The sequence below is a fragment of the Janthinobacterium sp. UMAB-56 genome, from assembly GCF_900095265.1.
Classification (GTDB): Bacteria; Pseudomonadota; Gammaproteobacteria; order Burkholderiales; family Burkholderiaceae_D; genus Janthinobacterium.
Genome location: NZ_LT607669.1, coordinates 57,449 through 79,977, shown reverse-complemented (window position 1 = coordinate 79,977; position 22,529 = coordinate 57,449). Strand labels below are relative to the sequence as shown.

Annotated in this window: 46 protein-coding genes; 41 read left to right on the top strand and 5 right to left on the bottom strand. The window is 54.3% G+C overall.

Annotated features, from left to right (window positions below):
* Nucleotides 1-72 precede the first annotated feature (72 nt).
* The 36 genes from K0F85_RS24475 to K0F85_RS24305 all read left to right on the top strand — a co-directional run bounded on the left by K0F85_RS24475 (nt 73) and on the right by K0F85_RS24305 (nt 13,298).
* Nucleotides 73-606, top strand: a complete 534-nt coding sequence (locus tag K0F85_RS24475) for a hypothetical protein (protein WP_070221280.1) — start codon at nt 73-75, stop codon at nt 604-606.
* A gap of 14 nt (nt 607-620) precedes the next feature.
* Nucleotides 621-872, top strand: coding sequence for a hypothetical protein (locus tag K0F85_RS24470; protein ID WP_070221282.1), 252 nt, complete (start codon nt 621-623; stop codon nt 870-872).
* 15 nt (nt 873-887) lie between these two features.
* Entirely contained in the window at nt 888-1,109 is a 222-nt protein-coding gene (locus K0F85_RS24465) for a hypothetical protein (RefSeq protein WP_070221284.1), read from the top strand.
* 13 nt (nt 1,110-1,122) lie between these two features.
* Complete coding sequence (locus K0F85_RS24460) at nt 1,123-1,410, top strand: hypothetical protein (RefSeq protein WP_219118471.1); 288 nt, start codon at nt 1,123-1,125, stop codon at nt 1,408-1,410.
* A gap of 320 nt (nt 1,411-1,730) precedes the next feature.
* Complete coding sequence (locus K0F85_RS24455; RefSeq protein WP_219118470.1) at nt 1,731-1,970, top strand: hypothetical protein; 240 nt, start codon at nt 1,731-1,733, stop codon at nt 1,968-1,970.
* A gap of 87 nt (nt 1,971-2,057) precedes the next feature.
* A complete protein-coding gene (locus tag K0F85_RS24450; protein WP_070300541.1) occupies nt 2,058-2,399 on the top strand; it encodes a hypothetical protein in 342 nt (113 codons plus the stop codon).
* Nucleotides 2,400-2,551: 152 nt separating this feature from the next.
* Nucleotides 2,552-2,797: a hypothetical protein gene (locus K0F85_RS24445; protein WP_219118469.1), complete on the top strand. Its 246-nt coding sequence runs from the start codon at nt 2,552-2,554 to the stop codon at nt 2,795-2,797.
* 65 nt (nt 2,798-2,862) lie between these two features.
* Nucleotides 2,863-3,156 (top strand): hypothetical protein, encoded by a 294-nt coding sequence (locus tag K0F85_RS24440; protein WP_219118468.1) that lies wholly within the window; start codon nt 2,863-2,865, stop codon nt 3,154-3,156.
* 83 nt (nt 3,157-3,239) lie between these two features.
* Complete coding sequence (locus K0F85_RS24435; protein ID WP_219118467.1) at nt 3,240-4,049, top strand: restriction endonuclease; 810 nt, start codon at nt 3,240-3,242, stop codon at nt 4,047-4,049.
* A 91-nt stretch (nt 4,050-4,140) separates the two neighbouring features.
* Nucleotides 4,141-4,554 carry a hypothetical protein gene (locus K0F85_RS24430; protein ID WP_219118466.1) on the top strand — a complete coding sequence of 138 codons (414 nt, stop codon included), beginning with the start codon at nt 4,141-4,143 and terminating at the stop codon, nt 4,552-4,554.
* Between the two features lie 137 nt (nt 4,555-4,691).
* On the top strand, nt 4,692-5,045 hold the full coding sequence (locus K0F85_RS24425; protein WP_219118465.1) for a hypothetical protein: 354 nt from the start codon (nt 4,692-4,694) through the stop codon (nt 5,043-5,045).
* Nucleotides 5,042-5,221 (top strand): hypothetical protein, encoded by a 180-nt coding sequence (locus tag K0F85_RS24420; RefSeq protein ID WP_219118464.1) that lies wholly within the window; start codon nt 5,042-5,044, stop codon nt 5,219-5,221. The genes K0F85_RS24425 and K0F85_RS24420 overlap by 4 nt, the downstream gene beginning before the upstream one ends.
* A 12-nt stretch (nt 5,222-5,233) precedes the next feature.
* Nucleotides 5,234-5,524, top strand: coding sequence for a hypothetical protein (locus K0F85_RS24415; protein ID WP_219118463.1), 291 nt, complete (start codon nt 5,234-5,236; stop codon nt 5,522-5,524).
* Between the two features lie 9 nt (nt 5,525-5,533).
* Nucleotides 5,534-5,764, top strand: a complete 231-nt coding sequence (locus tag K0F85_RS24410; RefSeq protein ID WP_219118462.1) for a hypothetical protein — start codon at nt 5,534-5,536, stop codon at nt 5,762-5,764.
* A gap of 17 nt (nt 5,765-5,781) precedes the next feature.
* Nucleotides 5,782-6,027, top strand: a complete 246-nt coding sequence (locus tag K0F85_RS24405) for a hypothetical protein (RefSeq protein ID WP_219118461.1) — start codon at nt 5,782-5,784, stop codon at nt 6,025-6,027.
* 12 nt (nt 6,028-6,039) lie between these two features.
* Nucleotides 6,040-6,255: a hypothetical protein gene (locus K0F85_RS24400; RefSeq protein WP_219118460.1), complete on the top strand. Its 216-nt coding sequence runs from the start codon at nt 6,040-6,042 to the stop codon at nt 6,253-6,255.
* A 191-nt stretch (nt 6,256-6,446) separates the two neighbouring features.
* A complete protein-coding gene (locus K0F85_RS24395; protein ID WP_219118459.1) occupies nt 6,447-6,872 on the top strand; it encodes a hypothetical protein in 426 nt (141 codons plus the stop codon).
* Nucleotides 6,873-6,895: 23 nt separating this feature from the next.
* Nucleotides 6,896-7,090, top strand: a complete 195-nt coding sequence (locus tag K0F85_RS24390; RefSeq protein ID WP_219118458.1) for a hypothetical protein — start codon at nt 6,896-6,898, stop codon at nt 7,088-7,090.
* Nucleotides 7,091-7,099: 9 nt separating this feature from the next.
* Nucleotides 7,100-7,384, top strand: coding sequence for a hypothetical protein (locus K0F85_RS24385; RefSeq protein ID WP_219118457.1), 285 nt, complete (start codon nt 7,100-7,102; stop codon nt 7,382-7,384).
* 475 nt (nt 7,385-7,859) lie between these two features.
* A complete protein-coding gene (locus tag K0F85_RS24380) occupies nt 7,860-8,099 on the top strand; it encodes a hypothetical protein (RefSeq protein ID WP_219118456.1) in 240 nt (79 codons plus the stop codon).
* 16 nt (nt 8,100-8,115) lie between these two features.
* On the top strand, nt 8,116-8,244 hold the full coding sequence (locus K0F85_RS29015; RefSeq protein WP_257638150.1) for a hypothetical protein: 129 nt from the start codon (nt 8,116-8,118) through the stop codon (nt 8,242-8,244).
* An 11-nt stretch (nt 8,245-8,255) separates the two neighbouring features.
* Nucleotides 8,256-8,549, top strand: coding sequence for a hypothetical protein (locus K0F85_RS24375; RefSeq protein WP_219118455.1), 294 nt, complete (start codon nt 8,256-8,258; stop codon nt 8,547-8,549).
* 95 nt (nt 8,550-8,644) lie between these two features.
* On the top strand, nt 8,645-8,827 hold the full coding sequence (locus K0F85_RS24370) for a hypothetical protein (protein ID WP_219118454.1): 183 nt from the start codon (nt 8,645-8,647) through the stop codon (nt 8,825-8,827).
* Nucleotides 8,828-8,839: 12 nt separating this feature from the next.
* Nucleotides 8,840-9,202, top strand: coding sequence for a hypothetical protein (locus K0F85_RS24365; RefSeq protein WP_219118453.1), 363 nt, complete (start codon nt 8,840-8,842; stop codon nt 9,200-9,202).
* 59 nt (nt 9,203-9,261) lie between these two features.
* Entirely contained in the window at nt 9,262-9,450 is a 189-nt protein-coding gene (locus K0F85_RS24360; protein ID WP_219118452.1) for a hypothetical protein, read from the top strand.
* 367 nt (nt 9,451-9,817) lie between these two features.
* Nucleotides 9,818-10,126 carry a hypothetical protein gene (locus tag K0F85_RS24355; protein WP_219118451.1) on the top strand — a complete coding sequence of 103 codons (309 nt, stop codon included), beginning with the start codon at nt 9,818-9,820 and terminating at the stop codon, nt 10,124-10,126.
* Nucleotides 10,127-10,306 carry a hypothetical protein gene (locus tag K0F85_RS24350; RefSeq protein WP_219118450.1) on the top strand — a complete coding sequence of 60 codons (180 nt, stop codon included), beginning with the start codon at nt 10,127-10,129 and terminating at the stop codon, nt 10,304-10,306.
* 205 nt (nt 10,307-10,511) lie between these two features.
* Nucleotides 10,512-10,784, top strand: a complete 273-nt coding sequence (locus K0F85_RS24345; RefSeq protein ID WP_219118449.1) for a hypothetical protein — start codon at nt 10,512-10,514, stop codon at nt 10,782-10,784.
* An 11-nt stretch (nt 10,785-10,795) separates the two neighbouring features.
* Complete coding sequence (locus tag K0F85_RS24340; protein ID WP_219118448.1) at nt 10,796-11,062, top strand: hypothetical protein; 267 nt, start codon at nt 10,796-10,798, stop codon at nt 11,060-11,062.
* 41 nt (nt 11,063-11,103) lie between these two features.
* A complete protein-coding gene (locus tag K0F85_RS24335; protein ID WP_219118447.1) occupies nt 11,104-11,436 on the top strand; it encodes a hypothetical protein in 333 nt (110 codons plus the stop codon).
* An 85-nt stretch (nt 11,437-11,521) separates the two neighbouring features.
* Complete coding sequence (locus K0F85_RS24330; protein ID WP_219118446.1) at nt 11,522-11,806, top strand: hypothetical protein; 285 nt, start codon at nt 11,522-11,524, stop codon at nt 11,804-11,806.
* Nucleotides 11,807-11,821: 15 nt separating this feature from the next.
* Complete coding sequence (locus K0F85_RS24325; protein WP_219118445.1) at nt 11,822-12,040, top strand: hypothetical protein; 219 nt, start codon at nt 11,822-11,824, stop codon at nt 12,038-12,040.
* A 72-nt stretch (nt 12,041-12,112) separates the two neighbouring features.
* A complete protein-coding gene (locus K0F85_RS24320) occupies nt 12,113-12,376 on the top strand; it encodes a hypothetical protein (protein ID WP_219118444.1) in 264 nt (87 codons plus the stop codon).
* Nucleotides 12,377-12,392: 16 nt separating this feature from the next.
* The gene (locus K0F85_RS24315; protein WP_219118443.1) at nt 12,393-12,593 is read left to right on the top strand and encodes a hypothetical protein; all 201 of its coding nucleotides are present in this window, start codon (nt 12,393-12,395) and stop codon (nt 12,591-12,593) included.
* Between the two features lie 147 nt (nt 12,594-12,740).
* Nucleotides 12,741-12,935 carry a hypothetical protein gene (locus tag K0F85_RS24310; protein ID WP_219118442.1) on the top strand — a complete coding sequence of 65 codons (195 nt, stop codon included), beginning with the start codon at nt 12,741-12,743 and terminating at the stop codon, nt 12,933-12,935.
* Nucleotides 12,936-12,950: 15 nt separating this feature from the next.
* Complete coding sequence (locus K0F85_RS24305) at nt 12,951-13,298, top strand: hypothetical protein (RefSeq protein WP_076572342.1); 348 nt, start codon at nt 12,951-12,953, stop codon at nt 13,296-13,298.
* A gap of 841 nt (nt 13,299-14,139) precedes the next feature.
* Here the strand turns inward: K0F85_RS24305 and istB are convergent.
* Both istB and istA read right to left on the bottom strand, forming a co-directional pair.
* A complete protein-coding gene (gene istB, locus K0F85_RS24300) occupies nt 14,140-14,907 on the bottom strand; it encodes an IS21-like element helper ATPase IstB (protein ID WP_219118441.1) in 768 nt (255 codons plus the stop codon).
* A gap of 14 nt (nt 14,908-14,921) precedes the next feature.
* Nucleotides 14,922-16,445: an IS21 family transposase gene (istA, locus tag K0F85_RS24295; protein ID WP_219118440.1), complete on the bottom strand. Its 1,524-nt coding sequence runs from the start codon at nt 16,443-16,445 to the stop codon at nt 14,922-14,924.
* Between the two features lie 359 nt (nt 16,446-16,804).
* Here istA and K0F85_RS24290 point away from each other — a divergent pair, with 359 nt between their 5' ends.
* The 5 genes from K0F85_RS24290 (at nt 16,805) to K0F85_RS24270 (ending at nt 19,644) form a co-directional block, all read left to right on the top strand.
* Nucleotides 16,805-17,086: a hypothetical protein gene (locus tag K0F85_RS24290; RefSeq protein ID WP_219118439.1), complete on the top strand. Its 282-nt coding sequence runs from the start codon at nt 16,805-16,807 to the stop codon at nt 17,084-17,086.
* A 182-nt stretch (nt 17,087-17,268) separates the two neighbouring features.
* Nucleotides 17,269-17,946: a hypothetical protein gene (locus K0F85_RS24285; protein ID WP_219118438.1), complete on the top strand. Its 678-nt coding sequence runs from the start codon at nt 17,269-17,271 to the stop codon at nt 17,944-17,946.
* Between the two features lie 238 nt (nt 17,947-18,184).
* Entirely contained in the window at nt 18,185-18,652 is a 468-nt protein-coding gene (locus K0F85_RS24280; protein WP_219118437.1) for a hypothetical protein, read from the top strand.
* A gap of 282 nt (nt 18,653-18,934) precedes the next feature.
* Entirely contained in the window at nt 18,935-19,255 is a 321-nt protein-coding gene (locus K0F85_RS24275; protein ID WP_219118436.1) for a hypothetical protein, read from the top strand.
* A gap of 50 nt (nt 19,256-19,305) precedes the next feature.
* Nucleotides 19,306-19,644, top strand: coding sequence for a hypothetical protein (locus K0F85_RS24270; RefSeq protein WP_219118435.1), 339 nt, complete (start codon nt 19,306-19,308; stop codon nt 19,642-19,644).
* A gap of 391 nt (nt 19,645-20,035) precedes the next feature.
* Here the strand turns inward: K0F85_RS24270 and K0F85_RS24265 are convergent, their stop codons facing one another.
* From K0F85_RS24265 to K0F85_RS24255, 3 genes are all read right to left on the bottom strand, one after another.
* On the bottom strand, nt 20,036-20,653 hold the full coding sequence (locus tag K0F85_RS24265; RefSeq protein ID WP_219118434.1) for a hypothetical protein: 618 nt from the start codon (nt 20,651-20,653) through the stop codon (nt 20,036-20,038).
* A 394-nt stretch (nt 20,654-21,047) separates the two neighbouring features.
* Nucleotides 21,048-22,232, bottom strand: coding sequence for a helix-turn-helix transcriptional regulator (locus K0F85_RS24260; protein ID WP_219118433.1), 1,185 nt, complete (start codon nt 22,230-22,232; stop codon nt 21,048-21,050).
* A 17-nt stretch (nt 22,233-22,249) separates the two neighbouring features.
* On the bottom strand, nt 22,250-22,435 hold the full coding sequence (locus K0F85_RS24255) for a hypothetical protein (protein ID WP_219118432.1): 186 nt from the start codon (nt 22,433-22,435) through the stop codon (nt 22,250-22,252).
* Nucleotides 22,436-22,529 lie beyond the last annotated feature (94 nt).

Below are 22,529 nucleotides of genomic sequence, written 5' to 3'. Positions count from 1 at the left end.
GCAAGAAAAAGACCTGCGCAGACTGGCGGCACCGTAAAGACCAGAAGCAAGCGAAAAAGAAGGAGCTAATCAATGCTGCAGACAGTAATCACACATCTCCTCGCTGTTGGACTGGAAGTCCATGAGGTTTCCGGCGCGTCCGGATTCGTACCCGGTTGCCGCATTGTGTCTGGAGCTTTGCATGTCGATCCAAGTTGCGCGCCGTCGGCGCTGCTGCACGAGGCCGGCCACTGTGCCATAGTGCCGGCGAGATTCCGGGGATTTATGTCAGACAATTTGTCCATCGGCATGAAACGCATGTTCGACGAACTGAATGCTATGAACCTAGATCCTGACCATCCACTTGAGCGAGCAGCCATTCAGTGCAGCGATCCGGAAGCGACGGCCTGGGCGTGGGCGGCCGGTTTGGCGATCGGTCTGGCGCCGGATAACATCATCTTGGACGAGGAGTACAACGGATCGGGAGCGGAGATCAGGTCAATGCTTCAGACAAACCAGTATATCGGTATCAACGGTCTGGCGCACGCCGGGATGTGCAAACGTGGAATTTGGGTTGCTGAGGATATTCGCTACCCTAAAATGGAGCACTGGCTGCAAGCGGCCTAATTCAAGGAAAAGACATGCAGATAATCAACGCGACCCCACCAGCCGACTTTCCGGCCCAAGTCATCGTGGCGCACGATGCGAAATTCGCAGCAAGTCACCCGAATGACGTGTACTGGTTGCGTGTTAAAGGCGTCGGCGCTGACGTTCGCGCTCACCAATTGACCGGCGCCATCGGGCCTGGCCACGCGCGTCAAATTGCCCGCACGATGGGTTTTGAGCCGACGCACTGGACGCTGCCTGGTGATGGCCGCGCCTATTTGTTCTGATCAAGGAAACGGCAGATGTTTGATCACGTACAAAGCGAACTGAACGAGCTGCTGGCTATTATCCAGGAGACAGCGTATATCCGTGCAGGCCTGGCGCTAGATCCTACGGCAAAACGGTCTGAGGCAACGATGCAAGAATTTGCCCGCAAAGAAGTTCGGAAGGTCGATCTGATGATCAAGTACAACCTGACAAACAATATCGTATACGAGCAGCGCGATGCGCAATCTGCCGCATAGAGGAGAACTGATTATGAAATCTAGCGTACCAATTGATCCGGCAACCATCCGTGAGAAGGATAAAGTCAAGCTGATCGCACTCTACGGTCGGGTATGCCCGAACGACGTACTCACAAGCGACGATCCGCGCCGCGATTGCATTGCTGCCGAGATGCTTGATATCGGCTTGGCTAATTCGTCCGACTCGGCGTTGCAAGTTATCGCCTGGTGGGACCCTTTGATCGAGAACTTAAAGCCGATAGTTGCAAGCGTCCGTCGGTCCTTCCGGAATCTGAAACTGGAAGGCCACTACGGCGCTTGAGCTTGAGAGGACAACGCCCAGTAGCACCCCGCGGGCCATGGGGCATTGAGAGGACTGGGCGAGGTGTCTGGTCAGCGAGGGGAAAACAGCGTGGCGACACAGCGAAAAATTTTTGATCTGCCGTCAGACGGCGGCCGGTTTTATATTAAGGTCGTCAGTGCCAAGCGAGGTAGAACTTTACGCAAACGCGGCATATTAGTGCTGCCTGCAGGCAGAACGGAAACAGGCAAGGTGCTCTACTGCTACCGCCGATATATTTGAATGGAAAAAGCGCCCTAGTGGCGCCCGCAACCGGCCGGCAGCCGATGGAGTAGTGATGAATGTCAATTGAACCCCTCACGTATGAGCAGTCGGTCCGGCTCGCTGTTGTTACGATCCGCGAGGCCTTGAAGCTTGGCCCAGAGCGTTCTAGCGTATCAACGACCGAACGTATCATGGTCGCGTTCGCTGCCTGTGATCGCTCGTTGTGGTTGCCGGAATCGACGTCGACCACAGCGAAGCTTTGGCAGCAACTGGATGATCGCCAACGCGAAGCACTTACGGTCTACCTCAAAAGCTAATCGCAGACAGAAAAATTCCGGCGCGGCTTGGCGCCACCGAACCGGCCGGTAGTCGGTAATTTGAAAGGCCGCTCTCAGCGGAGATATATGTATAAAAAGATTGGTGATTTGATGTACCAGAAGAAAAATCTGGAAGAAACCGTTCAATTCTGTAAAGCACGCAACGCAATAATTTCTGGCACTTCAGAAGACGAACTCGTTAAGGAGTTTCTTCAGGAGGTCGAAAAAAAATCTGGAGGACTAGCTAACAGCGATCTGGATAAACACGTAGGTACAATGAACGTCGCTTTCAATTCCTTTTACGTCATCGACCCGTTTTTCCCAAATCAACAAACGCTACCAATGGAACCAGGCGTTGAACCGGGCACACACGTTATCAATTTCTTTGTCCGATTGGGAAGGAAACCACTTTCGGCCACAGGTGAGTAGGCCAAGGTGAGCACGCATTTCCCAAGCCCAGGCGGCGCAATGCGGCTTAATTACAACGTGAAGTCTTAGACAAAAGATGCGCTACTGCGTCCGCTGCAAAATTCCCGGCGCCCTGGGCGCCCCGCATCGGCCGGCGCCGGCAAGGAAAAATCATGTTAGAAAAAACTGTAGACGTAGCTTTCTCATACTGCTTCGGCGTGCTGGACGTATTTTGTGCGTTCTTCGAGCGCACGCACGCTGTTGTTGGGTTAGGCATTCCAATGCTGTTCGTAATCCTGGTGCATGCGTACCTGCCGGCTTGGGTAGCGGCAGCGATTGCGGTGTTTGTCCTCGCGCCAGCGGCCGCCGCTATGGGCATCGTGTTGGTTGAAGGTTTGCTTCACACCCGTCGCCGCTAAATGTCATCGGAAATCGCGCCCTGGTGGCGCCCGACAGTCCAGCCGGTAGCCGGCAAGGAAATTAGATGAAACAGTTTATCGTCATGGCGGCATATATGACTAGCCTGCTCGGCACAGCACAAGCAGCAGAGCTGGCCACTAACGCACCTGATATGAAGCGTGCTCACAAAGTAGAGCCGCAGGAAGTAAAAATTCTGCCGGGCGACAAGGCCAAAGTCGTTGCGATTTTGACCTACGACGATGGCACGAAGGCTAAGTGCGAATATGTTGTCTCTTTCGATGTTTTGAGGCAGTCGGAGGGTGTGGCATTCACGATGGCACCGTTTCCCCGAACGGAACGGTGCACGCCGGTCAAGTAACGAGGTAAATCTTGATGCGCCGCTGATTCAAGGAAATCGCGCCCTGGTGGCGCCCAACCGGAAGCCGATGAGGAAAATACTAGATGATCGAGGATCCATATCCGCCAGACTGGAAAGCGCTTCAAGCTGGTGTTGCAAGGCTCTTCAACGAAATAGGATTGAGTGCCAGGATTGAGGAGAAGTTAAAGACGCCGAGGGGCGAAGTGGAGATCGACGTTTTTGCTGTGGATGAAGCATCAGTCGACAAAATTCGCTACCTCGTCGAATGTAAAAATTGGAATTCAGCGATTCCGCAAACCGTCGTCCACGCTTTTAACACTGTGATGGCTGAGACTGGGGCAAACATCGGATTCATCGTATCTCGAAAAGGTCTGCAAGCGGGAGCAGAGAGGTACACGGATAATACCAATATAGTTGGAATGACTTACCTCGAATTGCAAGAACGGTATTTTCCGATCTGGTGGGAGCGATGGTTTTGCAGGCAGGTGGGCGATGCGGGCGAAAGCCTAGAGGACTTTGTGGAGCCTTTCAACCCTCGACGAGACGAGTTGGTAGCGAGTATGACGCGAGCGGAGAGCGACCGGTTTAACGAACTGCTGCACCACTACGGCACGTTTGGCCTGGTTATGGGACACATGAATATGGCGAAGTACGTGAACATGGCGGCGTGGCCTGCTGAACGGAACAGGATGGCTCACAAACCAGAAAGTGTTGACCAGTACATCGCCGAGATTCTTGAACCGCATTGGCCCCACTTAAGATGGAAAGCAACGACTTTCAGGGATCTGATGACTGAAATCATTTCTCTTCTGAACGACGCTCTTGAAGCCTTCCGCAGCGTCTTTGGTGGTGATATTAATGAGGTCTACGAACGAAGAGAAGCTCCGGCCTGATCGAGAAATTGCACACAGTAGCATCCAGGGCCTGCGCGACGGGCCAGACCCAATGACAAGGTCAGCAAGGTGCTGGCCAGCGAGGATAAATATGAAAAAGAGATCGAATAAGAACGAAGTCCCAGATGAAGAAAATGTCATCCATTTAATCGTCGGGCGTATGATCCCTACCTTGCTTATTGTGATTGGTAGCGTTTTAATACTAGCATCAACCGTGATGGTAGGCATATCGTTTATTTGTTTAGGTATTTTTTTAGGCATAGGCATGGAAGTGAGCTACAGAAAATCGCCTCTGGAAACCAAGACACTTAAGGAAATTGCCGACTACACCTGGTGTTTGAGTGCGAAAGATGAGCTTAGAAACAGGTGCGCAAATCGTCCGGCCTTAAGTTTGCACGATCTTAATGTGATCCGTGATCTTCAGCTAACGCACGAAGCGGAGGCGGCCCGCATTGCTGAAAACGACGTTCAACAGCAGGCAATCGAAAAGATTTCCCGCATCTGATACAACTCGGAAAATTTCTTCGCCTAGGGCGCCCCGCACCGGCTGGTCCCGGCAAGGATATGATCGCGCCACCTGGCGTAACCGTCCCGGCCGGATCGCAGGGGTATTTTGAAAGGCCGCCGAGTAGCGGGACATAGATGAGTGATAGAAAAATTACGATGCAGGCGATGCGATACCTCTCGCAAGTATCGGAGGCGATCAGTTCGCAGGTGATGATCGGTGCACCTGGTGCAGCGCAAGCGATTGAGGTGAGTGTGCGCTGCTCGAATCACGCCGAACACATTGCACAGTATGACATCGAAGATCTCGCGCTGAAGTTCCGTATGCAAGGCATTGCAGACTCGATGGAATGGCTTATGGTAATTGTGCGGCAACAGGGTGATGTTCTGGCCGAATCGAGGCTCTGCGTTCCAACTACCGCTGATCTGGATGCTGTCGCCTCTGCCGCATTCGCGCAACTCACGCAAGCCGCCACGGAAAGCGCATCATGACCATCGAGCCAGGTAAAACCTACTTTTTCACGAAATCAGGCAACGAGGTTCGCGCCATTGCACCGACAACGCCATATCGTGGCCAGTCAATGTGGGAAGTAGAGCGCACGGGCGGCGCCAGCGCAGGTAAGCGCATGGACGTTCCGGTACGCGCACTAGTGACACAACTCGACTAACAAGGAAATGACATGGATGAAATTACTACAATCGGCTGCATAGCGGCTGCGCTTGTCTGCGTTGCGCATATGGCACGGCCGGTGAGCCGGGCGGAGAAGGCGCATTTACTGCTTCTCGCTGAAGGCGACGCAGAGTGTCAAGAGAGGGCAGATTATCTGGTTACCCGAAAGTGGCTTACGTGGACAGAATATGACGGTGCGAAGCAGTCGATCGAGCGCAGGATGGCTACGCTCCATAACGAGCAGATTCTTGCCGAATCGGGCGCGCGGAAAGTAGTTTTAGATGCTAAACGAAAGCTCTAGGAAAAGACCGTGGCTACACAAAAGAACTGGATCATCAAGTACGTGGCTGGGAACCCGGCCATGTTTTCTCGCGTGACAACGGACGCTGCAGGTGCAATCAAGCGCGGGGAGGCGTTGGCCGGCGCCGAGAAAGTCGCGGCCAACGGCTGGCGCGTGTGGGTAGAGCATGTGGTGACAGGTGAGCGCATCTTTGAAAGCGCTGTCGAAAAAGCATACAAACAAGCGGCAGTGGCCGCGTAACCTGAACTGAAATATCCATGAATTCGAACGAGATCAAATGTGAAGGCCTGCACGTGACCGAGGGAGTTTCCGGCACCTGGTTCTACCACCTGTCCACAGCTGGTACAAACGCCAGGGGGCTGTGCGGTGAGCGGACCATGCACACAGCTATCCCCTTGTCCTCCTGGGGTATGAAAAGCCACCTCAATGAGCGCTACTGCGCCGAGTGCCAGCTCCTGGGAAAAGGAGAACTGCTTGCCGCCGGCGCAACGATCTCAGCCTAAGAAGATAACGACATGACTAAGAACGATGTGATTGAGAAGTTGCGGGCTGGATATGAGTTGGCCAATCGCGGTACTGGATGGTGGCTTACTGCGCCGCAAAAACAATCTGGATCGAAAGATTCTGTGAATTTGGCTAATGAGCTTGTCGATCATATGGAAGCCGAGGGCTTGTTGAAGATCGATCTGCTGACTCGGTCTTTGGTGGCTAAGCTGATCGTCCAGAATTAGAAGGAAAATATATGAAATTGCCACCTGACGCTCTTGGCCTTCTTAGTAAAGGGCTGAAACCTGAAATCCGTGCACGTTGGCCTATCGCTAGTTGGATTATTGATTTGGGAGTGGTAGCGAGTCAGGTATGGCTGTTGTGCTGGTTTTACCGCGCAATTTCGAGTTGATTGCTCTCCAAGGAAAATGGCACCATGAGCGTCGACGCAGAAATTGCGGTACTTTTTAAAACCCCGCGCAAGGAAGTAGTCCTGTCCACTGTAGTGGATGGCTCGATTATGGGCCTCTCGATGGTTGAAGACGCTGACCTGCATTGCTGGGTGTCACCTACTGGCCAGCTGGAATACCGTGCGGATGCTCGCAGTTCTCCGTTGCTAGGCGAAACCAGCCTTGAGGGCCGTCTCTGGATTGGAAGGTTGGGACGCTACTGGACGCCAGACCGTCCGAATGATGGCGGTCAGCCGGTCATCTACGCCGCTACGCTGCGCGCATTTGCAAGCCTGCCAGGTGTGGCATATGTCTGGTATGGCGTGCTGTCGGCAGACGGCGGTTGCAGCGATGTCCAGCCTGCGACCGATGAATGGATCGCGGCATTTTTTGACGCGGCTCAGACCGCATAAAGTTCGAGGGAAAGAGCAACATCATGGATGAAGTCATTTTGCAAATATGGAAGGCGGCAAGCGGTCAATGGGCTGGCCGAATTCTTCGTGGCGATGTTGAGGACGGCCGGGTGGCTGGCTGCACGTCGAAGGACGATGTAGAACATCAGGTGCTTGAAGCCGGGATCGAGTTTGACCGCGTCGAAATGCTTGGCTCGATGCCACCAGTACAGGGATAGGAAACCGACATGTCTAATAAAAAACTCATGGTTATCGTAACGCCAAGGCCACATGCCAATCTCGAACTGCTCAGCCGAATTGATGGACCCCTGTCCGTACCGTGTGGCGTAATCGGACCGAGTTTGGCTCGACAGGTGCTGGCAGGTAATGGCCGTGTCGTTATCCCTGCGTCGCATCTACGCACTGCATTTGATACCCAGGACGGCGTCAATGCACTGCTCGACAATTTTGACTTTGCCGCTGAGCGTACTCAGGCGCCGCTGCTTTTTGAACTCTTGAAACCAGCGCCATAAGATCGATGAAAATACCGGCGTAGCAACGCGCCACCGCTCCGGCCGGCTCGCCGGCTCAACAAGGTAAAGTATTTGTGCGACCTCTAACAAAAATTCGAGAGCAATGGGCTAAGTTATTCACCAAAAAGCGTCGAGGTCTAAGAAAGCCAGTCCGCTGGATTCAACTCTATCGCAGGATCGTTCGAGGACGGCATAGAATCATCCATGCATTGCTTCTAAGTTGGGTGCAAGTGCTTGTGCTGGGATTGGTGGTCTATGGGGCGCTAACAGTCCATGCTCCGGCCGACAGTCGGATACCTTGGATATTTCCACTTGCGAAATGGGCCGCAGCAATCCATCAGTGCGTGATGTTGCTCGACAGAGGCCAGCGTATTAGCAGATCATGGAAGCTGCACCGAGCGACGACGAATACTGAATAGGAAATCGCGCCCTAGCGGCGCCCGCAACGGCCGGAAGCCGAAATAGGAAGAATGTGATGAGTGATAATTTTCAAAGTCAACATGCTGCTAGCGTGGCTCGCATCATGGCCGGGACTGAGGTATTGGCAGCTCGCGTGACCTTGAACGATGAAGTTCTCGTTGTTCACGCAAATCAAGTTGGCCAAGCAATGTTGATGTTGCATGGTGATCCAGTGCCTGGGATGACGGTAGCCCCAAAAGTCGAGTACGTCGCCATGTCAGTGGCCGATTTTGCAGCGCTGCCTGATTGGCAGTAACGGGATCGGAAAACAAATGAACGATCAAGAGCGCGAAGAAATTGAAGTTGGCCGACAGGAATTCCTGAAGGCGCTTCCATACATCATCGGGATATCAGTAGTCGCAGCACTGGTCATTTCGTCTGCGGCGAAGCACTACCTCTAACCGGGAAAAATATGAATATGAACATTTTCGAGCTCATTGAAGACAAAGCACAAGCCAAACGCGTAGCCGATATCATGTCCGGCACCACACCGTTTCCGAACCGAGGGGGCCGTTTGGCTGCATTGGCGGTCGAAGCGTTCCAGTCGCACGGCGTAGATTCAATGTATCAATTGGTTATTAAGGAAAGGCTCTTGTATTGGGGGCTTACCGAAGACGAGTCGGTTGCCGCCGTCAAAGCCGCGCTGGATGCAGGCACGTTGGTGTTACAAGACTCCGACCAGTCCATTCGGGACAAGCTGGTCTGATCGAGGCAAACGCCCACAGCAGTACTGACGCCAGCCTCGAGTTGGCATCTGAGTTGAGAAGGTCGGCACGGTGCCGGCCAACGAGGACAAACCAAATGAGTGCAACGAACGCAAGCCGTGTCTACCGCAAGTTCAAGCGCGCAACCAACGGCCTTTTGAAGCGAAACGGCGCTGCTTACCTTTTGGCTGGTAAGCGTGGGGATGATGATGCGTCGAAGTTGCTGCGCAGCCTGGCTCGGACGGTAGCTGACCAGAACCGCAGCGAAGCCCTGGCCTGATCGGAAAAGATCGTGAAAACCGAATTCAAATTAAGTGAGGCAGACCGCGCCGCGATGGCGGCGGCCGATGCAGCGCACATTGCGCATGAGCGTGCCGAGGACGTGAAACGACAGGCAGTACTGCAAGAAGTCCAGCGCGTCGTGAGCGCCGAGGTCTATACGGACATTGTGGAAGAGCTGACCGCAGACGGCTACACGTTCGACTACCAGATTGCTTCGTCTCCAAAAGGCCAAGAACAATATGGCGGCGCTGCGTGGGGCAAGCACTACGTGGACCAGACCACAAACGGCGGTTATACCGGCGACGAGTACGCGGGCACTGTGTCGATTCCGCTGGGTGATGGCCGGTACTTCCAATTCAGTTATACGATGTGAGGAAAACGGCGCATGCGTCCCGAACCCGGCCGGTAGCCGGAAATTTTGATGGAGTGAAAATGCGGGAAGAAATGATGCCAGGGAGCTTGCGTTTTGAAGTTCAAAACAGTCAAGAAAATACAGTTGCAGAATTCCCTACCCTAGAGGAAGCGGAGGCGCATTTTCAGGAGGATCTTGAAATCGCGGCGAGGCTCGGGCGTAGTGGTGTTCCTATCCAATTGGTCATTGTCCTCAAGCAAGGCAAGTAAGAGCGGAAAATACCTATGCCTTTTCAGTATTTGTCAATAATCGTCGCATGCTTCGCTTTGATCGCATCGATTGGGGCGCTCTTGTACAGCGTCAAGACAACGCGGCAAACCAAGTACATTCGGGATGAGATGTCCGACCAACATCGCATCGGCGTGGACGCATGGGTTGAAAAGCATATCCAACGCTGGCGTGACGGCAAATTAGCTAGCCGCGTCGAAAAGGGTAGTGGTGTATCCGGCTCTGACATAGAAATTATAGAACCGTTGCCCGGTTGGGAGATCGTCGTCGCAACATGCAGAATAATGCACTGAATGTGCCGCCAATGCGGTCCAGTTGTCGAACCAAACCTAACACGGAAAAGTGGCCATGAACTACAAGCTTGCACCTGGCGTCGCCTACTGCATCGGCTGCGGTTGCCAGGATCATCACGCATGCGAAAATGGCTGTTGGTGGCTTAGAGTAGATTATGAGGTCGCCTCTGGCGTATGCAGCGAGTGTGAAAAGCACGTCAACCGTTGGGATGCTGGTGAGCGCTGGCGTAATACTCAAGCTCCGGCTGACATCGCCTGTCAGAACATCGCACATGTCGTTCAGGAACGAATTGCTGGCCGGCTTGACGGCGAGCAGTTTCAACAAACCTTGCAAGCACTCAATGGTATGAGTAAAGAGGAATAGATGAAGATTGATTTAGGAATTGTGCAGCTGGAAGTTGGTGCGGGCGGGGAAACCGAAGTGCAATACAACGTCACGTTGGTAATGGTAAATGCAGCGTTGGCGGAAGCTCGCCGGTTGAAGCTGAGCATCGCTGAATCCGACATGCACAAGCTGCTCCAAGCTGCACTCAAGACAGAATAGGAGAAGGATGAACAGGTTCCGAAAATGGTGGGGAGATGAAAAGCCCACCTCTTTTTATGACTACTTAGGTGAACCTTATCAGCCGGCGCATTGGTCAGCACGTCTGATACGATCCTGTGCAAAGTTCTGCGCTAAAGAATGGAAGTGGTTGGTGGGAAGCGCAATTGCTATCGTCGGGTTGATTGTAAAAGGACACTGGAGCTGAATGATGACTGATATGGATCCCCAGTTCATCCGTGAGCGCGAAGCCTGGTACAAAGCCGGGGCGGGTGCAGTAGCTGTACAGTCAGGCGTTGGAATGCTGGTGATCAGCGCCGTAATGGGGCTGGTGACGGCGATATGGAAACTTGACGCCTCTGAGACTGTGGTCACGACCGGCTTGATGTGTCTAGGATGGACCGCGGCTTCTAATGGCATTATTGTACTGGGGGCACGCAAAAAGGCCCGACGTGGTGGTGTCGAAGTTGATAGATACTAAGGAATACCCTGATGATGCTGATCGCCCATGAGTCGATGGAGCAAGCACGGGAATCGGCAGTAATTCTTGTGAGGCTCGGATCGCCTGCTCGCAAGCTTCTGGCTGAAGCGGTCGAAGCGACTGGTGTAAAGCGCAAGCAGCTTTCTAAAGCCGCGAAGGATCTGGAGACCGCTGGCTTTCTGTTTGTACGCGAAAGCGGGAACCTCTGGGAGTCGCAATTTGAATTGATGCCGACGCTTGCTGGCGAAGAGGCGCTTGAAGTACTTGATGAACAATAGGGAATAGTATGCTGATAAGTGTCTATCGTATGGATGAGACCATGCAAACTAAGTTGGTAGGAGAGACGGAAGTCGACGCGTTGCGCTTGACGATTATGGCCGAGTCGAGAGAAGCCGAGGCGCGTAAGCGCGGCCGGGTTTGGACTGAAGGTGCGGTTCCCTTCTTCGCCGAAGAGCTGATCGCGGCCGCAAAAGCGAAAAAACCGACGACTGAAATCGAGATGCATGCTGCTAATGCAGCAATGGCAGCTTGGTTGTGCGATTCGATTTACAACGGAGTGACAGCGGACATTTTTATCCAATCCGATATTGTGTTCACGCTGCTTTCAAACGGTGCAGTGAAGTACGACCGTCTTCCTGCCACGAAGGTCTAGGAAAACGACAGATCGTGCAGTAGCCGCCCACAAGGCGGCGGGCGCATTGAGAAGGCCGGCGTGGTTCTGGCCAGCGAGGATAAACATGATTACCGATCGAAATCAAAAAGTAATAAGCGAGCTGCGCGAAAAGCTGTCTCTGTACCGCATCGTGGTGCTGCTGGCACCGCAGGGATTGATTGGCTATGCAATCGTGGCCTTCGCGCTGAACAATGGCGCCACACTTGGGGCCCTGAGCATCGAAAAGATCAATGCCATCGTGCCATACCTTTCGTTGGGCTGCGTTGCGATGCTGGCCGGAGGTCTATTTTTGGGTTCCGCAAACGCCAAAAAGATCAAGGTGCTTGAAACGACCGTGAACCAGGATTGAACGGAAATCGAACCCATGAAAAAGAAGCTGAAAACTTTGGCACTACTGCGTCCCGGCGAACTCATTTTCTTCGTTGTGCTGCTGGTCGTGACTCTAACCTTCGTGCCAGGATTAATATTCAAGGCTCTACTGGTGGTCTGCATAATCATCACGGCCGCAATATGCCAACGTAAAAATTTGCGCATGCAGAAAGAGCAAGCTGGTTTTCTTGAATACATCCGCATTCGCCACTGACCCAAGGAAATCGCGCCCTGGGCGCCCGCATGCGGGCCGGCTGCAGGCGTACCGTTTTGATCGAGGATGACCATGAATATCGAACTGCAAAAGCAATGGGCATACATAGCACTTCGCGCAACCGCAACGCCTCCGCCGCCGACAGCGGAGCAGATAGCGCAGCATTTCAAGGACAAGGTGATCGTGCCGTATCAGTTCAATAGCCAGGCCGAGAACATCGACGACCAGGCCGCGCACAAAATAGTGATGGGGAAGAGCCGCGACGGTCTGAGCCGTGCGACCCTGACCGAATCCCGTGCCATCGGCCTACGGGCCGGACTGATACGCCGCATTTGATCTAACCCGGAAAAATATGTCTATCATAAAACAGCAGCAAAACCGGCCCAGCAAGGGATTCACAATAGCACTGTTGGGGATAGTGCTATGCGCGCAAGTCGTGGGTTCTGTGGTGGCGATCAATCAGGGGAAATGGTTAGTTGCATATTCGCTCGTTGTGCTTGCAGCATTGAGCGTGATGGTACTGCGCGGTATGGTGCGCAGCCGAATCAGCTGATCGAGGAAAAGATTAGCCATGCTACTCCAGCCAAAACCCGCTTTCTCTGCGCCGTGCAACCACTGCGGCCTGTGCTGCAAGGAGCAGCTGTGCGAAGTGGGGCAGCTGGCTTTCCCGGGAGCGTCAGCCCCGTGTCCTGGGCTGGATGTGCGCGACGACGTCGCCCTGTGCAGCCTGGTCATCACTGAGGCAGCTGCCGGCATGGAGCCGATGTTGGCAAAGTCGCTGGGTATTGGGTGCGGGTGTTCGATGCCGGACCAGGATACGACCGAGGCTCAGATCAAAGAGTTCGATCGTGTTTCGTTCATCAAAATTTACGGCCGCGCTCGCCAGGTGGCTTGAGCAAGGAAATTATCCATGACGAACTTGGTGGAAATCAATGGTCATTGTAATGAATCGCCACTTGCGCTGACTCCGGTATCCGAGCAGGGTATTCGAGCGCTGTTCGAAGGATTGGCGGCGGTCCACGATACTTTGGTTTTTAGTGCCCCTGCAAAAGCTGCAATCGCGATCACGCCAAGTCTTTTTTCGTTACTGGTGCAGTACTGCGGCGCGGATCCCCGATTTGATAGAGTAATGGCTAATACCTGGCCAATGGAATATCGAACCATGCAGGATCATCACATACGCACTGACGAGGAGCAGTTTGAGGTTCGGAGCAAGACCAAACCGTCGATATTCTCGAGGCTCCTGGGTAGGTCTTAAATTCAAGGAAAAGACCGGCGCCACCTGGCGTCACCGTACCGGCCGGTAGCCGAATTGGAAAACCGCGCCTTGGTAGTGCACCGAGCCGGCCGGCTGCCGGCGACCTGAAAGGCCGCCTTGAGCGGAAAAGTTATGGCAACGATCAATGCACCTGGTCAGATTTTGCGGCAGTTCTACATCTGAGGTGACCTCTACCGTTCACGTGATGACGAAGACTACTATCTGATATTTGCCTGTGACGGAAGCATGTATGTTCAGGTTTTTTACTCACCGAACAAGCAATATGGGCGTGCGTGGTGGGGCCAGCGTATCATGCCTACCGACTTCGCAAATCACACGGTCGAAAGCGTCCGCCTCGATCAGGCGGTTGTAGAGTTTTTGCATAAGAAGCTTCCCAAGGAATAAACACATGTAGAAAATTTATGCTGGCGGGTTACAAATCCACTCTGGCACCGAAAGTGAATGCTGCGGCGTCTACTTGGGTTACAACGAGTGGCGCGCATGGAACAAAGGGGAAGGAGCTGCCGCTTCTCTTCGAGCCATCGTTGGGTCACATCCGGCGACTTGGTCCCTTCCGGTAGAGTTGGTAGACCATGCGGGAAACCCGAAGGCACGAACCGGGGCTGATCCCACTTGACTTGTAACGGAAAACGACTATGGAAGCAGTGACGTTCAAGAACCGCGAAGTGTCAAAAATCGGTACGGTGGTCGATGTCTTTCTCGGCAAGAGCAAGACCGGGACCATCTACTGCGTATTTCGGTCATCGTGACCGCGCATTCCGGCGCATCGTGACCGATGCGCATGTGGTGGTGTTACGCGGTTAAATTCTAATGCCTGCGGTCACGATGGGTCGATATTTTTCTCCTTTTTAGCGGTTTTAGTTTTTTGCATGCGCAGCGAATCGCCGGTCAGTGTGAAGCGGTGGTTACGCTGCATGACGCGGTCCAGGATGGCGTCGGCGATGGTGGCGTCGCCGATCCATGCGTGCCAGTGCTCGACCGGCAACTGGCTGGTGATGATGGTGGCCTTGTTGCCGGCACGGTCGTCAATGATCTCCAGCAGATCCGAGCGCGTCATGCCGTCGATGGCACCCATGCCCCAGTCGTCGAGCACGAGCACGTCGGTCTTGGCCAGTTGCAGCAGCCATTTGCCGAAGGCCCCGCTGCCGTGCCGGATGCGCAACTCCTCTTGCAAACGGGGTACACGCTGGTAGATCGCAGAGTAACCACGCCGGCAGGCGTACTGCGCCAGCGCGCAGGCCAGCCACGACTTGCCGGCCCCGGTCGGGCCGGTCACCAGCACGCTGTGGCCGGCGCTGACCCAGTCCCCGAGTGCCAGGCTCATGACCTCGCGCCTGTCGATGCCGCGACCGGCGCGGCTGTCGATGTCCTCGATGGCGGCTTGGCCATATTTCAGCCTAGCGTTCTTGAGCAGACGCAGCAGCTTGCGGTCGTTGCGGCAATGCAGTTCGCGTTCGACCAGCAACGCGACGCGCTCCTCGAAGCTCAGCGCGCCCATGCCCGGTTGAGCCAATTGTTCTTCAAGGCCGGCCGCCAGGCCGTCCAGTTTCAGCGAGCGCAACTGCGCCAGCGTGGTGTGCATCATCATCGTCATGTCCTCATTCATTGGTAGTAGCCGGGGCCGCGCAGGTGCGCGTGCGCAGGGCTGACCCAGTCGCCGGCAGGGGCCGGCGTGCTTTGGTCACGGTTGTTTTTCAGGATGGCATTTACGTGCCGGTACTGGCAGGCGCCCAGCTGCAGGGCCAGCATGCAGGCGGCCTCGATCCGCACTTTTCCATAGCGTTTGGCTAGCGACAGCAGCCCCAGGCAGGAGCGGTAGCCATGCTCCGGATGCTTGTTTTCGGCCATCAATCGCGTCACCGCTTCCGCCGTCGCCGGGCCGATGCCGGCACCCCAGTGAATCAGCCGCTGCGGCGTCCATTCCATGTGCGCACGGTGCGCCGCCGGCATGTGCGCGGCCACCGTCGTAAAGCCGCCGAAGCGGCTGCTACGGGCGTGGCTGGCTACCCGCTGGCCCCGGTGCAGCAGCTCGACCATGGCCACCGTCACGCGCGCCTCCAGCACCTGGCCGACCAGCGCGTGCGGCACGCTGTAGCGGTGCCGTTCGACCTCGACGTGGTAGTCGATGTGAGTCTTCACGGTTTTGAAGTGCGCCATCTCGTAGCGCTGCAGCGGCAACGCCTGCAGGGCCGGCGCGTCGATGGCGGCGAAGGTGCTGCTCCGGGTGCCGGGCAGCTTCTGGAACGGCTTGTCGTTGAGCCGCGTCAGCAGCGGCGCGATGGCCGCGTTGACCTCGTGCACGCTGGCGAACTGTTGGTGCCGCAGGCGCGCCATGATCCACCTCTCGACGATCTGCACCGCCGATTCCGCCTTCGCCTTGTCCTGTGGATGGTATGGCCGCGCCGGCAGGATCGACGTGCCGTAATGGCGCGCGAAGTCGAGCACGGTGTCGTTGCTGCGTGGCTCGTAGCGGTTCGCGTCCGAGATCAGCGCGCGCGGGTTGTCGGGCACGATCAGTTGCGGCACGCCGCCGAAGAAGCTCAGGGCGCGCGCCGTCGATTCAAGCCAGTCGGTCATCGTCTCGCGCGGCGTGGCGCAGACGTAGGTGTAGCTGGAGGCGCCCAGCGCCGCCACGAACACGTGGGCCCGGGTGCCGTCGGTGAGGCCGATGGTGGGGCCGGCGTAGTCGATGAACAGCTTTTCACCGGCGCGGTGCACTTGGCGCATCGAGCGCTTCAGTTGCTTGGCAAAGCGGCGGTAGTTCTCGCAGAACTGGGTGTAGCCGTAGGTCTGCTCACCGGCGTGGTCGGCGCGGTGCTCCTCCCACAGCAGCATCAGCGTCATACCCTTGCGGCGCAGCTCCTGGTGCAGGCGGCCATAGTCCGGCTGGATGTGGTCACGCGGCCGCTCCGGCGCCACCAGCAGGCGCCGCTCCAGCGCGGTTTCATCCGTGTCCCTGGCTTGCGGCCAGTCCAACCCTGCGGCAGCGGCCAGGCCTACGTACTTGGTGACGACGCCCTTCGAGATGCCCAGCGCGGCGGCGATCTGCTGGTGCGACAGTTGGGCGTCCAGTTTCAAACGCAATACGTCTTTGATCTTACGCATAGTGATCCTTGGTGCGGGCACGCGATCTCCAGAAAAAGCTGGAAGCGTACCCGTTTGGGTTTCAAAATACGTAACACCACTACTGCTGTGCACGACGCCGGTCCGGTATCGTGACCGGCTATTCCGGTATCGTGACCGCCGATTCCGGTGGTGGCCAAAATCGGTCACGATAGACCGGAATGGGCGGTCACGATGGACCGGATTGACAGGTCACGATAGACCGGAATCAGCGGTCACGTTGGTCCGAAATACCCACCTACCGTGTAGTTGGTGGATACCAGTACCAGATCAGTAAGAAGCAACTGGGCGATGTCTTACCGTCGCTGCAAGCGGTCAAGAACTCGCTGATCATCCAGTAAGCACAAAAGGAAAACGCAGCGATGTCAAAAAGTGATAAATCGACACGATCGGATAGAATTCGATTAGCCAACGTAATCGAGCATCGCGCGGAATGCCGCGTATCAAATCGGTGGCTCCACTTCAACTCCAACGCTCAAGAAAACCCCGACGGAACTGGAGGTTGCGAGCAGTTGGTATTTGCGAATGTCATGACCCAAAATGCTGATGGGGTTGCTCACAAAATTTGTGAGTTGGTGCTTGATCGGCAGGAGCTGCTCGATCTTTTGAATCGCATGCCAGTCTATCCGCCAAGCAAAAAATAGGAAAACGCAGATGTATCTTTAGGACGCGCGCATACGCAGAATAGCGGCTATACGGGCTGGGGATCCGTTTTAGTGACCATGCTGAAGACGTGGCGACGACAGCCTACAACTATGACATGTCACAGGACGAGCGGTAACGCCGACCGAAGCAAGCTCCAATCCTGTGCACTCAAAAAATCAAAATGAATCCAATTACACTTCCTCTCATTGAAATTTACCCCCTAGTCAACGAGCCGTTCGATCAATTTGCCGCACTTCGTGACAATGCGGGGATGATTCCGCATCTGCCGCCGGTGGAGATCGGATTCGAGATTCATGATCCCTTAAGTCATGCACGTCGTGCAGTAAATCTGCACAATAACCTGTTGCCCAGCTTGATAGAACAAAAGCTCAATGCGGTGCCATCGTTCAGTGAGGCCCGGGCTGAGATGCCACGGTTGCAAGACATTCCAGCGATCAACAAATACAGAAATTCGTACCCTCACTACGACGCGGCAAGAGTTGATATTGAGATGGCGAAGTTCGGCCGACCACTTCACCCAGGCCAAGTTATCTTTCACGGAGGCATATACCCTCGCGATAGTGCAGGCAAGCAATTTGCAAAATTTACCAGCACGGCAGTGATCTCAACAAGCCTTTGTGCGCAAGTCGCTGCTACACACTCCAGCTATCACACACCGAAAGATGTTTGGATTCTGCGGATAGCGAGCGGGTCAAATACTCGAGCAATCGTCTTTGGACACAGAGGTCAGAACCTTGGCCATGAGAGGGAAGTCTTACTTTCAAAGAATGCGCAATTCACACTACAGGGAATTCATTTTGACGGTGATTACACACTGTACGAAATTGAAGTATTTTAGAGCAGCGAAGCTAGCCACCAGCGCTCTGTATCTAAGTAAATAGGAACATTATGCGCTACTGCGGCCGCTGCAAACGTGACACCGAACATTACCTTTTTGATGGTCGTCTGACCTGTAAACTGTGCGCCTGGAAGCGCATGAACTGATCGAGGAAAACGGCCAGCAGCACTCACGGCCGCACATGATGCGGCCTGGTGCAATGTGAAGGTCAGCACGGTGCTGGCCAGCGAGGAAAATTGTGAGAAAAATAACTTTGGTACTTAATCGCCTTTTCGGCCGACGTCACCGAGGAGAACTTGAACTGCCCGTCAATGAAGGAAGTGAGATCAATTTCTTCATGTGTGGAGTTGGGCGAAAGTCCGCCCTCGCCAAGAAGATATACGCCATCGGTGCTCGACCAGGAGAAACGGTGGCGATCGATGAGCAAGGTGTCGCCCGTGTGGTCGGTCGAAAGCCAGAGATTATTGCTGTTACCAATGAGGAAGAGCGGGCAAGGCTGAAACTGCTACGCATGCTGGAGATCGGGGCAACTGAGTTCAAGTGGATGCACAGTGGTGTTAAGCTACCCTGCAATGGCGTTGATCACAGCAAACTGGATGGGAGAAAGTACAAGATTGCATCCTATCTTAAGTCTGAAAAACCCCTCCCAGGGGGCAAAAAGGGTTGTCGCTGCACATGCGCGGCGGTCATCCCAGGCTTTACCTAAGAATATCTCGGCGCTCTGGAGGCCCCGCACCGGCCGACGCCGGCAAGGAAAAGTATGAAAAATTTTAACGATTTTGTTGTACTTGTCGTCGTCTTTGGCGGGACGTTCATTCTTTGTGGTTTGACTTTCTTGGCTCCTCTACTCTTGCTTTATAAAGCAGGTCAAGCAGTGTGCCGGGTAGCCCATAAGCGCAATATTAGTTAAGCGGAATGTGGGTGACATCTTCATCAATCAGTGGCAGCTGACTTAATTGAAATTAATGTACCGTGAATAGTAAGAAAAATGATTAAAAAATACTTTTCTGGCTGTGTTGTTGGTTTAAGTATCGCTATATGGATTTTTAGCCCATACGACTATATACAGGAAGCCAATAATTCTGCATATTATCATGCCCAGTACGCTGTTCTTCATGGCAGCAATGCTGATAAGGAAGCTATAAAGCGGGTTTTTTTTGATAAAAAAATATCTGTTCACGATTATAATGTGATTGTATTTCCTATATATTTGACTACGGTTGATGGTGCTCAACCTATTTTCCCTGAAATTCAAAAAAGTAAATCTAAAAATATGTTGAGATCCGAGTTGGAAGATTTGCTTAAATAGTTTAGTTGTATAAAATATGAAATTTCTTATTTAATTTAAAGGATTGCCAAATGGATTTGGTTTCATATTGTATGCTATTGTTATGCGGCTTTGCCTTCCTGTGTATGGTGTTGAGTGGTAGTAAACATTCTCATGAATACTATATCGGTATTGCTAGAAAAATTGCTGGAACTAACCCTATCCTTCAAAGGAGCCTTGATAATTTTCCCGCGGCCCTTGCCCCATGTGCCGACAAGGAGGAATTCCTGTCTACACTGCGCTGTGCTGCACAAACGATTGCACAAGAAGAAAAGATTATTTCTGTATGTCAAAGGGCCGGTATTGAAAATCCAACTGGGTTGGAACGGTTAATGGCTCTGCAGATTGCAGAAAATCAGGAAAGAACTTAATCGTAGACTGCTTGAGTAATATGCGCTAAGGTGAGCGCCGCAGCCCACAAGAGCGGCGCCGATATGCTTCAGCCGAGTTACTGGAATTTACCTATTCCCGTTCGAGATGGACTATTTCTCGTTTCACGACGATGATATGTTGTTGGTATTGATGAAACTGCACTGGAAGAACACTGCTTAAGGTTCGAGGTATCTAGCACGCGATACTGGAGCCGCCGCCGTACAACGCGCGCCAGCGGGCCTTCCTTGCCGAACATCGGCAGCAGCTGACGCTCAGGGAGGGCGGCTAAAAGTAATCCTGAGCGGCGAGCCATTCGAACCTAGGGAGGAGCGGCCCTGATGACGCCTTCAAGAGGACGCCATTCGATCCACTGAAAAACTATGTCACATTTCAGTTTTCGATAGCAATCATTCCAACCGGACGGTCTTTGCTAAATTCTCTTTTCTTTCCACTGACGCTTTGTTTTAGCCGTGCATTGCGCGTCTGTGAAAGTGTCCATGCATTAAAACGACCTAACTTGGTTGTTTGCGCTAAGGGTGTTATTTTGCACCACGGTAATTCCAACGCGAGTTGCTGTGCTAATTTACTACGCGTACGCTCATTACCAAGTAAATGGCTTTGCAGTATCACTGACCCTGTTAAGCCATGGGACTTTCCAGCCTTTAGGATAGCTAATGTCCCATCCAGGATAAACCCTCTTGATTGCCGTGCATAGAAGCATGGGATAAAAGATACGAGTGGAGCCATGTGTATGCTCCACCGACCATCACCATTGGGAGTGAGCATCATGTTTGTTTGTTGATACGACCACATGGTGCGGAGGTAAGCGTAGATTATCAGCGTAACAACTGGAAAAAAAACGAACTCGGGAGGGCTATCGTATCGGATTGCAACGATCGCTAGCAGCCCCATTGCGATCAACATCGTACCTGCGACTACCCACAGGTGGTATTTACCCCCGATATTACGAAACTTGCAAAAATATAATTTTTTGAGCCAATTATTCATGTTCTCCTCAGCTAGATTTCGAAAAAAAAAAGACTCACGAATTCATCCTGATGGCCTTCGGCGTGATCGCTATTGGGTATGTAGGAGGGCATCAAGTTGCCTACGAACAATAGATTTTGACACAATCACTTGCCTAGGGTGCCAAAGTTCATAGCTTGCGCCTATAAAATTTGAAACTGCGCGCGCAATTTTTATACCTGGTCGACGCGCCGCTTTCGCCCCACAGCGCTCTTTGATCAAGAACCTCGTTAGACAGTGACGCACGTGCGCTTCTACGTTGTGTAGCAGCGTTCCGCCGAGCCGCTTAAGGCGCACGCCTCACAGCTGGTCGTCATCGCTCAATTGTGCATCGTCGCGGACCGGATTGTGGCGGCGCTGGGGTGGCAGGAACGAATTAAGCGGAAATATTGACCGATCCATCCCATTCTTCGGGCACTGGGCTGTACAGGGCCTTGACGGCCTCCGCCACGCGGTATGGGACGTGCAAGTCAGGCGCCAGCGGCGGATCTTCCTCGCCGTCCTGGCTGTTCATTGGGTGGGCTAGCGGCAGGCCTGGGGAATAGACGGCCGCCCAGTTGCGCTCGGCGAGTGCGGCGACGATGCGTTCACGGTGTTCATGGCGCCACGGTGCGGGCGCCAGGCGGCCGTCTGGCATCCACCACGCCAGGTCGACCTCGATGCACAGTTCGTCTTCCTGCCAATACGGATCGTACACAGCCGGCCGAACGGCGGCGATCCGGATCTGGATGCCCAAGCCGTGCGTCGACACGTGTACCCGGCGCGGATCCAGTCCGTCCAGATACTCGATCAATGCCCGCCGGAAGTCACGATGCAACTGGTCGAACACGCGCATGCCTTCCATTTTGCGCCGTGCGATCATGCCCCGGTAGAAGCGTGCGACCGGCACGTAGTCGCGCGGGTGTGCGGGAGCGATGCCCCCTTCCACGTCGACGATATCAGCTCTCTCCATTGCCAGGCGCCGCAAGTCGCCCCAGATCCAGTCGGCATGGAACTCGTTCAACGCCGCTTTCCTGAAATCGTCGCCGGTGCGCGCTAGCGCGAAGAACCGGCAGGCGCTCGCCCCGAAGTAATCGAGTTCCTGTGCATGGTCCGGCCTGTATTCATAATAGTGCAGCTCCACCAGGTAAGCATGTGCTGAACGGCGCAGGACGATCTTCCTGCCGCCTTGTGTGTGCCACTTCAGCAGCGCGTCGAGCGGGTCTTGCCAGCCAGATGGCGGCCCGTCGACGACGTAGCCCTCGTGGCCGCCGCCGATGGCGAGCTGTGCCGGGAAATGCCGGCGCACCTCGCCGGACGGTGCAACGCTCTCGTACAGCCAGTTACGCGGCAACTGCCGTTCCACTTCGTCGCGTCCGGGCGGAAGTAGCAAGTCCTCGACGGTCGTGCCAAGGTTAGCCGCCAGCCGGTGCGCCGTGGCCAGGCTCGTGGGTGCTCCCTTCTTGATGCGGTGGATGGTCTTTTCGCTCATGCCCACGGCGTGAGCCTTGATCGGCCCGCCGGCCACGGCGATGCGCAGGCAGACCTTGGCGGGATCCAGTTGGATAGTGTCTTTCCGCATCGTTTCGTGCCTGGCGCTCATTGTCGTCCGCCGGCCTTGCCATTGCTGGCCGAGGCGCGTGCTGCGCGGGCCGCGAAATCGTTCTTTGACACCGTACCCTTGTCCTTCATCATCCGGCTCTGGATAGCCGAGGCTCGGTGCTGCGACATCGGGATCTTGCCGGTCGTGGCTTTGCGCTGGACTGCCTTTGTCTGCTTCGTCATGGTTTCCTCCATAAATTGATTAATACCGGAGGAACGATAAGGCCACACGGCTGTCCAGTCACGTTCTCAAATGGGACATATTCGGACATGGATT

Coding starts and splice junctions, on each gene's coding strand:
- K0F85_RS24475 (WP_070221280.1), top strand. CDS start 73: ATGCTGCAGACAGTAATCACACATCTCCTCGCTGTTGGACTGGAAGTC.
- K0F85_RS24470 (WP_070221282.1), top strand. CDS start 621: ATGCAGATAATCAACGCGACCCCACCAGCCGACTTTCCGGCCCAAGTC.
- K0F85_RS24465 (WP_070221284.1), top strand. CDS start 888: ATGTTTGATCACGTACAAAGCGAACTGAACGAGCTGCTGGCTATTATC.
- K0F85_RS24460 (WP_219118471.1), top strand. CDS start 1,123: ATGAAATCTAGCGTACCAATTGATCCGGCAACCATCCGTGAGAAGGAT.
- K0F85_RS24455 (WP_219118470.1), top strand. CDS start 1,731: ATGTCAATTGAACCCCTCACGTATGAGCAGTCGGTCCGGCTCGCTGTT.
- K0F85_RS24450 (WP_070300541.1), top strand. CDS start 2,058: ATGTATAAAAAGATTGGTGATTTGATGTACCAGAAGAAAAATCTGGAA.
- K0F85_RS24445 (WP_219118469.1), top strand. CDS start 2,552: ATGTTAGAAAAAACTGTAGACGTAGCTTTCTCATACTGCTTCGGCGTG.
- K0F85_RS24440 (WP_219118468.1), top strand. CDS start 2,863: ATGAAACAGTTTATCGTCATGGCGGCATATATGACTAGCCTGCTCGGC.
- K0F85_RS24435 (WP_219118467.1), top strand. CDS start 3,240: ATGATCGAGGATCCATATCCGCCAGACTGGAAAGCGCTTCAAGCTGGT.
- K0F85_RS24430 (WP_219118466.1), top strand. CDS start 4,141: ATGAAAAAGAGATCGAATAAGAACGAAGTCCCAGATGAAGAAAATGTC.
- K0F85_RS24425 (WP_219118465.1), top strand. CDS start 4,692: ATGAGTGATAGAAAAATTACGATGCAGGCGATGCGATACCTCTCGCAA.
- K0F85_RS24420 (WP_219118464.1), top strand. CDS start 5,042: ATGACCATCGAGCCAGGTAAAACCTACTTTTTCACGAAATCAGGCAAC.
- K0F85_RS24415 (WP_219118463.1), top strand. CDS start 5,234: ATGGATGAAATTACTACAATCGGCTGCATAGCGGCTGCGCTTGTCTGC.
- K0F85_RS24405 (WP_219118461.1), top strand. CDS start 5,782: ATGAATTCGAACGAGATCAAATGTGAAGGCCTGCACGTGACCGAGGGA.
- K0F85_RS24400 (WP_219118460.1), top strand. CDS start 6,040: ATGACTAAGAACGATGTGATTGAGAAGTTGCGGGCTGGATATGAGTTG.
- K0F85_RS24395 (WP_219118459.1), top strand. CDS start 6,447: ATGAGCGTCGACGCAGAAATTGCGGTACTTTTTAAAACCCCGCGCAAG.
- K0F85_RS24390 (WP_219118458.1), top strand. CDS start 6,896: ATGGATGAAGTCATTTTGCAAATATGGAAGGCGGCAAGCGGTCAATGG.
- K0F85_RS24385 (WP_219118457.1), top strand. CDS start 7,100: ATGTCTAATAAAAAACTCATGGTTATCGTAACGCCAAGGCCACATGCC.
- K0F85_RS24380 (WP_219118456.1), top strand. CDS start 7,860: ATGAGTGATAATTTTCAAAGTCAACATGCTGCTAGCGTGGCTCGCATC.
- K0F85_RS29015 (WP_257638150.1), top strand. CDS start 8,116: ATGAACGATCAAGAGCGCGAAGAAATTGAAGTTGGCCGACAGGAATTC.
- K0F85_RS24375 (WP_219118455.1), top strand. CDS start 8,256: ATGAATATGAACATTTTCGAGCTCATTGAAGACAAAGCACAAGCCAAA.
- K0F85_RS24370 (WP_219118454.1), top strand. CDS start 8,645: ATGAGTGCAACGAACGCAAGCCGTGTCTACCGCAAGTTCAAGCGCGCA.
- K0F85_RS24360 (WP_219118452.1), top strand. CDS start 9,262: ATGCGGGAAGAAATGATGCCAGGGAGCTTGCGTTTTGAAGTTCAAAAC.
- K0F85_RS24355 (WP_219118451.1), top strand. CDS start 9,818: ATGAACTACAAGCTTGCACCTGGCGTCGCCTACTGCATCGGCTGCGGT.
- K0F85_RS24350 (WP_219118450.1), top strand. CDS start 10,127: ATGAAGATTGATTTAGGAATTGTGCAGCTGGAAGTTGGTGCGGGCGGG.
- K0F85_RS24345 (WP_219118449.1), top strand. CDS start 10,512: ATGATGACTGATATGGATCCCCAGTTCATCCGTGAGCGCGAAGCCTGG.
- K0F85_RS24340 (WP_219118448.1), top strand. CDS start 10,796: ATGATGCTGATCGCCCATGAGTCGATGGAGCAAGCACGGGAATCGGCA.
- K0F85_RS24335 (WP_219118447.1), top strand. CDS start 11,104: ATGCAAACTAAGTTGGTAGGAGAGACGGAAGTCGACGCGTTGCGCTTG.
- K0F85_RS24330 (WP_219118446.1), top strand. CDS start 11,522: ATGATTACCGATCGAAATCAAAAAGTAATAAGCGAGCTGCGCGAAAAG.
- K0F85_RS24325 (WP_219118445.1), top strand. CDS start 11,822: ATGAAAAAGAAGCTGAAAACTTTGGCACTACTGCGTCCCGGCGAACTC.
- K0F85_RS24320 (WP_219118444.1), top strand. CDS start 12,113: ATGAATATCGAACTGCAAAAGCAATGGGCATACATAGCACTTCGCGCA.
- K0F85_RS24315 (WP_219118443.1), top strand. CDS start 12,393: ATGTCTATCATAAAACAGCAGCAAAACCGGCCCAGCAAGGGATTCACA.
- K0F85_RS24305 (WP_076572342.1), top strand. CDS start 12,951: ATGACGAACTTGGTGGAAATCAATGGTCATTGTAATGAATCGCCACTT.
- istB (WP_219118441.1), bottom strand. CDS start 14,907: ATGATGATGCACACCACGCTGGCGCAGTTGCGCTCGCTGAAACTGGAC.
- K0F85_RS24290 (WP_219118439.1), top strand. CDS start 16,805: ATGTCAAAAAGTGATAAATCGACACGATCGGATAGAATTCGATTAGCC.
- K0F85_RS24285 (WP_219118438.1), top strand. CDS start 17,269: ATGAATCCAATTACACTTCCTCTCATTGAAATTTACCCCCTAGTCAAC.
- K0F85_RS24275 (WP_219118436.1), top strand. CDS start 18,935: ATGATTAAAAAATACTTTTCTGGCTGTGTTGTTGGTTTAAGTATCGCT.
- K0F85_RS24270 (WP_219118435.1), top strand. CDS start 19,306: ATGGATTTGGTTTCATATTGTATGCTATTGTTATGCGGCTTTGCCTTC.
- K0F85_RS24265 (WP_219118434.1), bottom strand. CDS start 20,653: ATGAATAATTGGCTCAAAAAATTATATTTTTGCAAGTTTCGTAATATC.
- K0F85_RS24260 (WP_219118433.1), bottom strand. CDS start 22,232: ATGCGGAAAGACACTATCCAACTGGATCCCGCCAAGGTCTGCCTGCGC.
- K0F85_RS24255 (WP_219118432.1), bottom strand. CDS start 22,435: ATGACGAAGCAGACAAAGGCAGTCCAGCGCAAAGCCACGACCGGCAAG.